Origin of the sequence: Flavobacterium sp., assembly GCF_052437795.1 — a bacterium.
Classification (GTDB): domain Bacteria; phylum Bacteroidota; class Bacteroidia; order Flavobacteriales; family Flavobacteriaceae; genus Flavobacterium.
On record NZ_JBQVPA010000003.1, the window covers coordinates 399,018 to 412,579 of the forward strand.

General features: G+C 47.3%; 7 protein-coding genes. 5 read left to right on the top strand and 2 right to left on the bottom strand.

The features are described 5' to 3' along the window. Nucleotides 1-136: 136 nt before the first annotated feature. Nucleotides 137-3,670 carry a T9SS type B sorting domain-containing protein gene (locus tag ACT6R0_RS11995; protein WP_444653645.1) on the bottom strand — a complete coding sequence of 1,178 codons (3,534 nt, stop codon included), beginning with the start codon at nt 3,668-3,670 and terminating at the stop codon, nt 137-139. A gap of 328 nt (nt 3,671-3,998) precedes the next feature. On the opposite strand from ACT6R0_RS11995, the gene ACT6R0_RS12000 reads away from it, so the two are divergent. Beyond that, complete coding sequence (locus tag ACT6R0_RS12000) at nt 3,999-5,030, top strand: glycosyltransferase family protein (protein WP_444653646.1); 1,032 nt, start codon at nt 3,999-4,001, stop codon at nt 5,028-5,030. Continuing rightward, nucleotides 4,999-6,372: a GH1 family beta-glucosidase gene (locus tag ACT6R0_RS12005; protein WP_444653648.1), complete on the top strand. Its 1,374-nt coding sequence runs from the start codon at nt 4,999-5,001 to the stop codon at nt 6,370-6,372. Before ACT6R0_RS12000 ends, ACT6R0_RS12005 begins: the two co-directional genes overlap by 32 nt. A 73-nt stretch (nt 6,373-6,445) precedes the next feature. On the opposite strand, the gene ACT6R0_RS12010 is transcribed toward ACT6R0_RS12005, so the two are convergent. Beyond that, nucleotides 6,446-7,306: a UDP-2,3-diacylglucosamine diphosphatase gene (locus ACT6R0_RS12010; RefSeq protein ID WP_444653649.1), complete on the bottom strand. Its 861-nt coding sequence runs from the start codon at nt 7,304-7,306 to the stop codon at nt 6,446-6,448. Nucleotides 7,307-7,517: 211 nt separating this feature from the next. Between ACT6R0_RS12010 and ACT6R0_RS12015 the strand changes: the two genes are divergently transcribed. From ACT6R0_RS12015 to ACT6R0_RS12025, 3 genes are all read left to right on the top strand, one after another. Then, complete coding sequence (locus tag ACT6R0_RS12015; RefSeq protein WP_444653650.1) at nt 7,518-7,838, top strand: hypothetical protein; 321 nt, start codon at nt 7,518-7,520, stop codon at nt 7,836-7,838. 100 nt (nt 7,839-7,938) lie between these two features. Further along, nucleotides 7,939-11,439, top strand: coding sequence for a two-component regulator propeller domain-containing protein (locus ACT6R0_RS12020; RefSeq protein ID WP_444653651.1), 3,501 nt, complete (start codon nt 7,939-7,941; stop codon nt 11,437-11,439). A gap of 1 nt (nt 11,440) precedes the next feature. Continuing rightward, complete coding sequence (locus ACT6R0_RS12025; RefSeq protein WP_444653652.1) at nt 11,441-13,552, top strand: sensor histidine kinase; 2,112 nt, start codon at nt 11,441-11,443, stop codon at nt 13,550-13,552. Nucleotides 13,553-13,562: the final 10 nt, after the last annotated feature.

Here is a 13,562-nt window from a genome sequence, read left to right on the forward strand (position 1 = left end):
AGGAAGATGATCTCAACAACTTGTGTTAAAGTTATGTTATAGTCTCCCCTTTGTAATAAAATTGTAAAGAACGTAAATAAATAGTTAAAGCCGCTGAAATACAGCGGCTTTAACTTAACTAATTTTTAACAGGTTTTTAGTTCTCTTTCCTGTTGATGTATACCCATCCGGTAAACGAATCGCCCTGGGTCTCTATCATATAGTAATATGTACCGGTTGGCAATTCGTCGCCATTATCGGCCTGGCCATACCATTGGTTGGTGTAATTGTTCTTAGTATAAACCTCTTGTCCATAACGGTTAAAGATGGCAATTTTGCGGGCGTGCAGGCCGGTTATGTCAAAATTGTCGTTCATAGAGTCGTTATTTGGCGAAATACCCCTCGGAATACTGCAGAACGAAGCTTCTACGGTAAAATGGTAAGTGGCCTCACAACCGGCTTCTGTAACTACGGTAAGCTCAAAGTGAAGCGGGAATGCTTCAGCGGCGATACCGTTATCGGCTACATACTGCGTTACGTTGAAGGTATTCTCGTTATATCCTACAACCCCACCATTGGCATCCCTCCATTCAAAATCAGCCGTAGCAATGTCAAATGAGCTCGCCAGCGGAAGCCCTTCCAATACATAGTTGCTTCCAAATACAGTTTCCCTGCATCCTTGTGTCCCTGTGACCTGTGGTGCCGCGGGAACAGCATTTATGGTAATGGCCGTACCTGTGCTGGTGCATCCGGCAGTATTCCTAACGGTAATGGTATAGCTTCCCGGCGCAAGGCCTGCAAATACATTGCCAGACTGGAAAGTGGTTCCGTCAAGGCTGTACTCAATATCTGCTCCCATGGGCGAGTTAACAGCAATGGTGCCAGTTGGCAGTACGCATGCAGGCTGTGCAACGGTTACAGCTGGTGCCGCAGGGCTGTTGACAGGGTTCACGATGTGGTTGGTGCTCAGGGAGGTACATCCGTCAGCGTTTTTAACAGTTACCGTATAAACTCCAGGAATAACGCCTGTAAATGTTGGAGCCGACTGGAAAGTTACCCCGTCAATGCTATAAGTAAGTCCCGCACCTGTTGGGGCTGTTATCGTAAGTGTGCCTGAAGTCACCGTGCAGGTAGGTTGCGTAATGGCAACAGTAGCCGGTGCAGGTGGATTTGGTACCGCATTTATAACAATGTTCCCTGTTACCGATGTACATCCGTCAGCATTTCGAACAGTTACCACATATGTGCCCGGAGTAAGTCCCGCGAAAGCAGTGCCTGTTTGGAATGTCATGCCGTCAAGGCTGTACTCAAGCCCTGTTGGTGCAGTAATGGTTAAAGTACCCGATGGCACGGCACAGGTAGGCTGTGTAGGGGTCACCGTCGCAACCGCAGGTGCGTTAGGGGCGGCATTAATGACTATGTTGCCAGTCACCGATGTACATTCGTCAGTATTTTTTACAGTGACTACATAGGTTCCGGGAACAAGGCCTGCAAACGTAGCTCCGGTCTGGAAGGTAGTACCGTCGATACTGTAGGTATAGTTAGGGTCAATGTTGTTGGTTACGGTTATCGATCCTGTTGGTACGGTACAAGTAGGCTGTACCGTTGTTATTATAGCGACCGCCGGAGAAGCAGGTACGGCATTGATAACGATATTTCCTGTTACCGATGTACACCCGTCAGCATTCTTTACGGTGACAACATAGGTTCCAGGTATCAGCCCTGCAAAGCTCGTTGCGCTTTGGAATGTTGTCCCGTCAAGGCTATAGAGAAGCGTTCCGCCAATAGGTGTGTTAATGGTTATCGTACCGCTTTGTACCGCACATGTAGGCTGTATAACGGTTACATCGGCTACTGCCGGTGCATTTGGCACAGCGTTGATAACAATGTTCCCTGTTACCGATGTACACCCATCTGCATTTTTTACGGTGATGGTATATACTCCCGGTATAAGCCCTGCAAAAGAAGTAGTGCCCTGGAAAGTTGTTCCGTCAATGCTATAGGTAATCCCGGTGCCTGTTGGTGTATTTACAGATATCGTGCCTGTAGGGGTTGCGCAGGTTGGCTGTATCACGGTTACTGCTGCCACATCCGGTGCATTTGGTACCGCATTGATAACGATGTTCCCTGTTACTGATGTACATCCGTCGGCGTTCTTCACGGTTACGACATAGGTTCCCGGGATTAGGGCGGTAAAGGCTGTTTCCGTTTGGAAAGTCGTGGCGTCAAGGCTGTATGTGATCCCTGCTCCTGTTGGCGCTGTTATAGTGATCGTTCCTGTTGGCGTTGCACACGCGGGCTGCACTACTGTTACAGTAGCAACAGCAGGTGCGGTTGGTATAGGGTTAATTACTACCGGCATGGTCGAGATACAGTTCGAACCTGACTTTATGGTCAGGGTATAGGTGGTGCCGGCTGTCAGCTCTGTAAATGTAGCCGATGCCTGGAAGTTGACCCCGTTGATGCTATAGGTAAGGCCTGTTCCCAGTACTTGTGTAGCGGTAAAGCTAGCCGTAGGAGTAGTACATGTAGGCTGTGTAATGGCAATGGTTACCAAAGGCAGTGGCGAAACGGTAAGTTGGGCAGTATTGCTCAATAGTGTACATCCGCCCGAGGTGATCTCGCAATAATACTGGTTGCCGTTAAAGGATAGCGGTGCAGGATCTACGGTAAGCATGGGCGTGTTCGCATCGGAATAATTAGCGCCGTCGGTAACGTTTACCCAGTTGCCCGAGCTGTTAAGTGTTTTCCACTGGAAGGTAAATCCGGTTGCGTCATTCAAAGCGACCGAGAAAATTGCCGATCCATTTTCGCAAATGGTCTGGCTTACAGGCTGAGTAACGATAGATGCGACCGGCTGTTGCGGGTCGATAACGTGGCTGCCTAAACCGGCACAGGTAAAAGCGGCGTCAGTAGTCCAGTCGGCCACATTGTATGTTGCAGTTGGTGCGTCATTGGCATCAGGCTTCCTGATCACCGTATAGCCAACATACGAAGGTGCCCTTGCCACGTCGATGATCACACCGTTCTTTCTTAGCTTAATGGCATCATCGGCATTAATGCCCGATCCCATATTGCCAATATTCGCTACGCTGCATCCCTGTACACCTGTGCCGTAGCTCAGTAACACGCGTGTCTGGCCCGGGCCTATCGAGCCGGGCAGCGTAAAAATATAATCGTTGCTGGTTGGGTTGGCATCGTTCCAGTCGCCGTAGCGTTCCAGTACATATTGCCCGTTGAAAACGATGGTGCTGCTTGTTGGGTTGTATACTTCGATCGCACCATAGCTGCCAGGAGTGTGGTCATATAATTCAGATATGAATATATCATCCGGCCCTGCGGTAGCGGTACAGTTGGTGCTCAGCTTGGTAAAGGCCGACGATGTTCCCGAACATGATGTGTTGGTAAGTGTTATGGCCCCGGTGGTTCCTGTTGCAGGCACGATCGCTTTTACTTCTGTATTCGAAACAATAGTAAACCCGGCCGCGCTGATTCCGTTGAATTGCACCGCTGTTATGCCTGATCCCGACTCAAAATTATTTCCGGTAATGGTTACCACAGCTCCGGACGTGCCCGATGCCGGTGAGAATGAAGTAACTACAGGACACTGGGCAGAGGAAGTGGTAATGCCCAAAATGTACATCAGGATGGCAAGCATCCCAAAACCAAATGGCTTATTATTTTTTTGCATTGTATTTATTTTGGTTATGTGCAAATGCGGCGCAAGCTACATCATATTGTACTATTTTTCGTTATGAAAATTTTAATAAATGGTTATTTCCAGCAATTTTTACGATTATGAACAGGAATTGTTAAAAAGTTAAAGACTTGTAATTTGTGGCCTTAAGCTTTTACAACGGTTTTTAGGCAGGTAACCTTTTAGTAACAATTATATTACGGCATCTAAACACCCTGCTTTATACGCCCGCTTATTTTTGCTAACGATTACTTAAAAGTGGCTAAACTTTAGCGAAATAAAAGTGATCGATACCGCATGGCAAACCTTACTTTATCGTGAAATGAAGATACTTTATGCAATACAGGGGACCGGGAACGGGCACCTGAGCCGGTCTATGGATGTTGTTCCGTGCCTTCAAAAGCATGGAGAGGTAGATGTGCTGGTAAGTGGCATACAGGGCGATCTTACGCTCCCTTTTCCTGTAAAATATAAGTTTAGGGGACTGAGTTTCATTTTCGGGAAAACGGGTGGTGTAAGCTTATGGAAGACGTTCGCCAAAACCAACTTCCGCAGGCTGCGCAACGAGATAAGAAATCTTCCGGTAGAAAAATACGACCTCGTGATCAACGATTTTGAGCCCGTATCCTCATGGGCCTGCTATTTTAAGAACAAGCCCTGCATTTCGCTAAGCCACCAGGCAGCCGTTCTGGCGCCGGGTGTTCCCAGGCCGGAACACGAGGACATGATGGGCAAGCTCATACTAAACAATTACGCGCCGGGCACCGCCGCCTATGGCTTTCATTTTACGGCAGATGGCAAAAATATCTTTACCCCCGTTATCCGTGGCCAGGTAAGGGAGCAGGAAATAACGGATAAAGGACATTATACCGTATACCTGCCGGCCTATGATGATAAAAGGCTGGTAAAGCGGCTATCGGCATTCAAGGGTGTGAAGTGGGAGGTATTCTCCAAGCACAATAAAAAAACATTCACTTCGGGAAGCATTACCGTGCAGCCCATCAACAACGAAAAATTCACCAAAAGCATGGCTGCTGCTACAGGGGTGCTTTGCGGGGCGGGTTTCGAAACTCCTGCCGAGGCGTTGTTCCTCGGTAAAAAGCTATTGGTGATCCCTATGAAGAACCAGTACGAGCAGCACCTTAACGCCGCGGCGCTCAAAGTAATGGGCGTAACTGTTTTAAAAAGCCTGAAGCCAAAGCACGAGGCCGTAATTTCAGCCTGGTTGGAAAATGACAGCAGGGTAACGGTGGATTACCCGGACATTACGCAGAAAATTATAGATAGGATGATGGAAAAGCACGGGCCAATTATTTTAACCAATGAAAGCGCCAAAAATACAGATGGAGCTTAAAGAAAATATATTTGCAAGGGAACTTTTTGGGGAAGATTTCAAATGGGGGGTCTCTACCGCAGCCTACCAGATAGAAGGCGGGCATGATTTACATGGCAAGGGGCCTTCGGTCTGGGATGTGTTCACGGCCAAAAGCGGCACCATCCTCAACGGGCACCATGGCAATACCGCCTGCGACTTTTACAATACCTATCTGGAGGATATTGCCATGATGAAGGAACTGGGCATCCCGAATTTCCGGTTCTCGCTGTCGTGGCCGCGCATCATCCCGAACGGTACAGGTGAAGTGAACCAAAGCGGGATCGAATTTTATAATAAGGTGATCGATGCCTGCCTGGCGAATGATATTGAGCCATGGGTAACCGTATACCACTGGGACCTGCCGCATGAACTGGAGCTGAGGGGCGGATGGGCCGATCGCGATATTATTTCCTGGTTTAAGGAATATGTTGCCGTTTGCGCCAAAGCATTCGGCGACAGGGTAAAGTACTGGATGGTGCTCAATGAGCCTATGGTGTTTACCGGAGCGGGCTATTTCATGGGGGTGCATGCCCCCGGAAAAAAAGGCCTGACGAATTTCCTTCCGGCGGCGCACCATGCTGTACTGGCAATGGCCGAAGGGGGGAGGGTATTAAGACAGCTGATACCCACCGCCGAAATAGGCACTACCTTTTCCTGTTCCTATATTGAGCCTTATACTACAAGCCGTAAAGATGTCGTTGCCGCACGCAGGGCCGATGCCCTTATGAACCGCTTGTTCATAGAGCCGATACTCGGGCTGGGCTATCCGGAGGAAGACCTGCCTGTAGTCAAAAAACTGAAGAAATATTACCAACCGGGCGATACTGAACTGATGCAATTTGATTTCGATTTCATTGGTATCCAGAATTATACCCGTGAAATAGTGAAGCATTCCATATTCGTACCCTACCTTAACGCGGTTCTCGTTAAGGCCGGGAACCGCAGGGTACCCACAACGGCTATGGGCTGGGAAGTGTACCCGCCGGCAATTTACCACATGCTGAAAAAGTATAGCGACTATGCCGGAATGCCTAAAATATACATTACAGAGAACGGGGCCGCGTTCCCCGATGTGGCTGCCGACGGTAAAGTGAACGATACCGAGCGCGTGCATTACCTCCGCAGCTACCTCAGGCAGGTACTTAAGGCTAAGAGCGAAGGCGTTAATGTACAAGGCTATTTTGTATGGACGCTACTTGACAATTTTGAATGGGCCGAAGGTTACCACCCGCGCTTTGGGCTTGTACATGTCGATTTTGATACCCAGCGTCGGATAATAAAATCATCGGGGTATTGGTATAAGGCCTTTCTGAACGGGTAAAGATGGAGATCATGAAGATGGAACGCGTTCCATTTTAAGAATGGAGTTCCCTCTTCGGGGGTTAGGGGGCTTTCTACTCCGTATCCAGCTTAAACTGTATCAATAGCGATCTTACATCCAGCATCGTGTTCAGGTCTTCGGTATCAAAAGCGTCTTCAAAGTCATCGTCTTCATCATCCGGCATTTTTTTATAGTCTTCACGGTAGTTGAAAATGCTCCACTGTCCGAAATTGTATTCCAGCGCGGTAAGGCTTTCTACCCAGTCACCCGAGTTGAGGTACATAACCTTGCCTTTCGGGGTCACGATCTCCCGCATTTCGGGCTGGTGGATGTGCCCGCAGATAACATAGCTATAGCCTTTGTCGATAGCCAGTTCAGCGGCAATTGTCTCAAAGTCGTTAACGAACTTTACCGCGTTCTTAAAGCTCTTTTTTATCTTTTGCGAAAAGCTCATCTTCTCGCGCCCAAGCTTAGTAAGGAACCAGTTGGCAAAGCTGTTGATGAGTATTAAGGTATCATAGCCTATCGCTCCCAGTTTGGCCAGCCATTTGGAGTGCTGCATGGTCACGTCGAACACATCCCCGTGAAAGAACCACGCCTTTTCGCCGTCCAGCTTCATTACCAGTTTATTCTGCAGGCGGAAACTGCCCAGGTTGAGGTCGGCGAACTTGCGCAGCATTTCGTCGTGGTTGCCGGTAAGGTAATATACGGGCACGCCATCGGAAACGAATTTCATGATGCGGCGCAGCACCTTCATGTGCGACTCCGGCCAGTAGGACTTGCTAAATTGCCATATATCAATGATATCGCCGTTCAGGATGATCTGTTTAGGATTGATGCTCTTCAGGTAGCGCAGGAGTTCCTTGGAATGGCAGCCGTAGGTACCCAGGTGCACGTCTGAAATTACAACTAAGTCTACTTCTCGTTTTCTCATGTCGGTCAGGTGTACTTAAATTGCAAGGCAAGTAAGGGTTTTTGTTTAAAGTATGTGTTAAGCGATTTTTATGATTGCATGGTGTTTGGGTATTTTTATATAATGAATTTTCTGATAAATATTTTTAGGCCCTTGAAAGAGTAATGATTTGGTAATTGGCAGTTAACATTGAAAATAACTGGCTGGAATAATTTCGTACAAAATTTATTTCATGGGATTATTTAAGAAAGAGAAGGGTGTTAAAGAATATGGTACAGAAAGGCTGTTCAAAGAAGCCGTCAGGGAAATAAATGAGTTGTATGACGATGTGAAAGCCGAGCATACCGACACGGATGCGATCATTTCTGACTTCTCAAAACTGTTGGAAAGCATAAAGGTAAAGCTTGATGACAATGATGCCAAAAAGCTGGAGGATTTTGCCCTCAAGCTAAAAAAAATAAACAACTGCTCAAAAAATACGGTTCGCGACATAAGGGATGTACTGCGCAACCACAAGAAAAGGCTTGCTGAGATAAAGAGGGAGAGGGATTGATCTTGATGAATTGATGACCGTATTTTTTTATAGATAGGTTTCCGCAAAAAAATTAATATATTTAACACTATATTAAGGACAGATGTGTCCCGGCAAACCTATGAAACATTTCTACCTTTCTGTTTTTACATTTTTACTGCTAACACTTACCGGCTATTCGCAAGAGCGAAAAACTTTTGAATACATTACCATGGAGGATGGCCTCCCCGAGAACAGGATCACGGCGCTCCTGCAGGACAAAAAAGGCTACATCTGGATGGGTACCCAAAATGGCCTGGTGCGCCACGATGGCTACTCCACAAAGGTTTATGACCTGAAAACCTCGGGTAAGGTAGATTTTTACTACATCAATTGCCTTTACGAGGACAGTAAGGGTATCATTTGGGTAGGCAGCGAATATGCCGGGCTATATCATTATGATACGGCACATGATAAATTTGTCGTTGCCGACATGGGTAAGGGCACCGACCTGAAAAAGAGATCGATCAAGTCCATCAGGAGTGACAGCAAAGGGCATATATGGCTGATCACAAAAAAAGAGAATAACGAATTCGGCCTGGGTGGTGAAAAGAATAACGACCTGTACGACTATGACCCCAAACTGAAAAAAACCGTAGCATACGGCAAAGCATTCAAGGGGAAAAATGCAATTGGCGCCGATACTTTTAACGTTGTTACTGAAGACAGCAACGGCAACATTTGGCTGGGAACCGATAACGGCTTGTTCCGCTATGACAAAAAGCAGCAAAAATTCGTTCCCGGTATGATTGGAACGTCCATTACAGACATTCATTTCATTGAAGAATCGCCCATTGAGAAAGGCGTAATTTATATCGCGAACCGTGGGTTTATACATCCGGGGGGCGGGGTAATAAAGCTTAATCCATCTGCAAAATCGGAAAAAAGCTACTTAGCAAAGGATGGCCTGGGCTCGGATACCATACTGAACCTCTACAAGGACAGCCACAAACGATTGTGGTTCGGTACCATGAAAGGCCTTTCACTGATCGATGCGAAAACGGGCGCCATTAAAAACTACATACCCAAAGATTCCGGCATGGCCAATATTGGCTATGGTGGCGCCATGTGCAGCATGACAGAGGCCCCGGGCAATAAAATATGGCTCCAGACACCGCAGGGACTGTTGCTGTTTGATATTACCTCAGGCAATTTTACACGGTACACCGCAAGGAGCAATTCCACGGGCATTGAGCATTTCCAGATGAATGTGGTATTGCCCCCGGTCATGGACCGCAGCGGTACGCTCTATGTGCCCACCCTCGACCTGGGGCTGATGCGGCTCAATAACCTGAAGTCCCATTTTTCAGTTTTGAAGGATGATCCCCAAAATGAAAAAGGCTACAAGGGAGGTGTAGTATACCGGGTCGCGCAGGGCAAGGACGGCATATACTGGCTGGCTACAAAAAATGGAGTGACCCGCTGGGACAGGCAGGCTAATACCTTTGAAAATATACCAGATAAGGACAGCAAGCAGGCAGCATGGAACATAACGGTAGATGATCGCAACAGGATATGGTATACACTTATTGCGGGTGGGTTGCAATGCTATGACCCCGCTACAAAAAAAGTTGATACATATGTAAATGACCCCAATGATCCGTTGAGCCTGCCTGCCAATAATGCCTACTCGGTACTTTGCGACAGCAAGGGCAGGATATGGGTGGGGACATATGGAGCAGGAATTTGCCGCCTTGATGAAGCTACCCGCTCTTTTATCAGCTACCCGCACGAAAAACGGGAAGGCAACGACATATCTAAAACCAGCAAGCTTGACGATAGCAGTGTAGTATCGCTATATGAGGACAGTAAAGGTACTATATGGGTAGGGACGAATTTCGGCGGGCTGAACAAGCTTGACGAGAAAACAGGCACCTTTTCACATTATAATGACCGTGCTATAGGCATGATGTGCATTACCGCTTTTCATGAAGGGAAGGATGGCATCATTTGGGCGGGATCCTACCTGCATGGGCTTTTCAGGATCGATACAAAAACAGGAAAGATAAAAGCCTACCGGCAGGAGGACGGGCTATTAGCGAATAATGTGCAGGGGATAATTGACGACAGTGAAGGCAATTTATGGATAGCATCAGAAAGGGGGCTAACGCGTTTTAACCTTGCTACAAATAAATTTTACCAAATAACCAAGGCGAACGGACTGCCGGAGAGCCAGTTTATCCGCCCACCGCTAAAAGATGCCAATGGCCACTTCCTTATGGTAAGCAAGCGCGGACTTGTTTTATTTGACCCCTCGGCAATAAAACCAAACCCTGTACCCCCGGCGACCCACATACAGTCGGTCTCCTGGCCGGGTGAAAATCGCACTGAAAAAACGCTGTTCATTGCAGGTAACGAAAAACCTGAGCTGGAGCATGACGAGAACAGGATCACCTTTAACTATGTAGGGCTTCATTATGACAATCCCACGCTGAACAAGTACCGCTATAAGCTGGAAGGCTATGACGATAATTGGGTGGAGGCCGGGACACAACGTTCCGCTACCTATACCAACCTGTCGCCCGGCACGTATACCTTTAAGGTAAAGAGCGCCAATGCCGATGGGGTGTGGGACGAAAAAGGCAGCAGTATTACCGTGACCATATTGCCTCCATGGTGGAGGACCTGGTGGGCATACCTGGTATATGTCCTGGTATTCGCGGCTGCTTTACGTGGCTATATAGTATACCGTTCGAGGACCTTAAAGAAAAAGAACAGGGAACTTGAAGAAAAAGTAGCGCTTCGCACCGAAGAATTGAATGCATCACTGGAAAGCCTGAAGACCACGCAGAACCAACTCGTACAATCGGAAAAAATGGCAAGCCTTGGAGAGCTTACCGCCGGCATAGCCCATGAGATACAGAACCCGCTGAATTTTGTAAATAATTTTAGTGAGGTAAGTGTTGAATTGCTGGACGAAATGGATGAAGAGCTGGATAAGGGCGATATTGACGAGGCAAAAGCAATAGCTTCGGACATTAAGCAAAACCTCGAAAAGATAAACCACCACGGCAAGCGCGCCGACGGTATCGTAAAGGGAATGCTGCAGCACAGCCGCGCCTCATCGGGCCAAAAGGAGGCTGCCGATATCAATGCGCTGGCAGATGAATACCTCCGCCTGGCCTATCACGGATTGCGGGCAAAGGATAAATCCTTCAATGCCGAACTGATAACCCATTTTGATGCAACCCTCCCGAAGGTAAAAATGATACCGCAGGATGTTGGGCGGGTATTGCTGAATTTATTTACCAATGCGTTCTATGCAACACAGGAAAAAAAGAAAGCCCCCACAGCCCCCGAAAGTAGAGGGACCACACAATATAAGCCTGCGATCACGGTAACGACAAGGCAGGCAGGTAATTCAGTCGAGATCATTGTAAAAGATAACGGTACCGGCATCCCTGATGCCATTAAAGATAAGATATTGCAGCCGTTCTTTACTACAAAGCCTACAGGTGAAGGCACCGGCCTTGGACTTTCGCTAAGCTATGATATTATAGTAAAAGGCCACGGAGGCAGTATTGCTATTAACAGTAATGAGGGCGAAGGTTCGGAATTTATGATCAGCCTTCCGTTAGCATAATATGAAAAAGTATTTACATATCATTCTTTTGTTCGTTACCATGTGCGGCTATTCGCAGGATATAATGCCACCGGCATTTGAGATAGCGTCAGATACCGCGGTGGGAATGCCTTTCCCAAAAAGCAGGCTGCAGTATCTTAAAGAGAACGGGACTGTATTGTCTTTAGAGGATGTGATGCGTCCCGGGAACAGCGCCATGTTCCAAACACTTACCGATAGTTCGCAGGTAGAAATATTACCGCGGCATGCTTTCTGGCTGCGCTACAGCATTAAGAATTCGACAGGCAAACCGCTTGGCATCACCATACCCGAAAATGTAGGTCATGCCGATGTGCACATTGAAGATGCAGGCAGGTGGAGCCATTTTACCACGGGTAGGGAAGTTCCGTACAGTGCGCGTCACGGTTACAAAAGAATAAAGCACATCGGCTACACCATTCCCGCCAACTCGGCTATCACGGTATACGAAAGGAATGTGGACAATATCCAGAAAACGATAATTAATGTAAGCGTTGGAATTGAGAAGAACGTTCAGCGCGAAGCCTATTTTGAGAATTCAGGGTATATTGGCATCATTATCGGCTCCTCTGCCTTTTTTGGGTTTTTTCTTTTTGCGGCGCTCTTTAACCTGTTCTTTTATTATGTGGCGCGCGAAAGGGTGTACCTGGCCTACGGACTGCTTTTGATCGTTGTGGCGCTCGATGTTTTTTCGGGTCCTTTGGCCGATCATTTTTTCAGGGAAATGCCGGGTTTCATGTTTATAGATGTTTTCATAGGTACTACGTTGGCATTTTGCCTGTTTACAGTAGTAGCGCTTATGTTCCTGCAAGCTTCAAAATACCATCCGGTGTGGAACCGATCCATCATTATTCTTATGTTCGTGTTCCTTACCGCCAGCACCTGGCGTATCTTTATTGACAGGAGCACCTCAGAAACGGTATTCATTATCATAAAAATATTACGCTTTTCCATACTGCTGGGTATAGTCATACTTTTAGGTATCGGACTTGTAAAAAAAAGGCGTGTTGCTGTAATGATGGCTTTGGCTATGGTACCGTTCCTTATAACCTTTGTACTGATGCTTACGGGGATAGCTACTTCTGCAGGCCTGATCGATGGGGCCATCATCTGGGCAGTACTGGTACTCTCGTGGTCGCTATTCCAGCGCTATAAGCATTTGCAGGAGGAAAATGCCCGCCAGGCGATAGAAAAGGAACAGGAGCGCAACGAGCTTATTGCAAAGCAGAATGAAATGCTTGAACACCAGGTAGCCGAACGCACAGCAGAGCTAACACGATCATTAGCCGAACTGAAGCAAACGCAGAACCAACTCATACAATCGGAGAAAATGGCATCATTGGGTGAGCTTACGGCCGGCATTGCCCACGAGATACAAAACCCGCTCAACTTTGTAAATAACTTTAGCGACGTAAGCGTCGAACTGCTCGACGAGATGGATGAGGAGTTGGATAAGGGCGATATTGAAGAGGCAAAAGCGATAGCGTCGGACATTAAGCAGAACCTCGAAAAGATAAGCCACCATGGAAAGCGTGCCGATGGCATCGTAAAAGGGATGCTGCAGCACAGCCGGACATCATCGGGCCAGAAAGAGCCAACGGATATTAATGCTTTAGCCGATGAATACCTGCGCCTGGCCTACCATGGGCTGCGGGCAAAGGACAAATCGTTCAATGCTGAACTGGTCACTGAATTTGATGGAGCACTCCCAAAAGTCAATGCCATTCCGCAGGACCTGGGCCGGGTATTGCTCAATTTATTTACCAATGCTTTTTATGCAACTCAGGAGAAAAAGAGATCCGGCCAAACGTCTAAAGAGGGAGGAGCAGCGCAGTACAATCCGACTGTCACCATAACAACAAAACAGTCAGATAATTCAGTCAAGATAATTGTAAAAGATAACGGCACAGGTATCCCCGATGCGATCAGGGACAAGATATTACAGCCGTTCTTTACCACTAAGCCTACAGGCGAAGGCACAGGACTGGGGCTCTCGATGAGCTATGACATTGTGGTAAAGGGACATGGCGGAACCATAAATATTGAAAGTGAGGAGGGTGTTTTTAGTATCTTTACCATCACACTTCCACTGTAAAACACTGAAA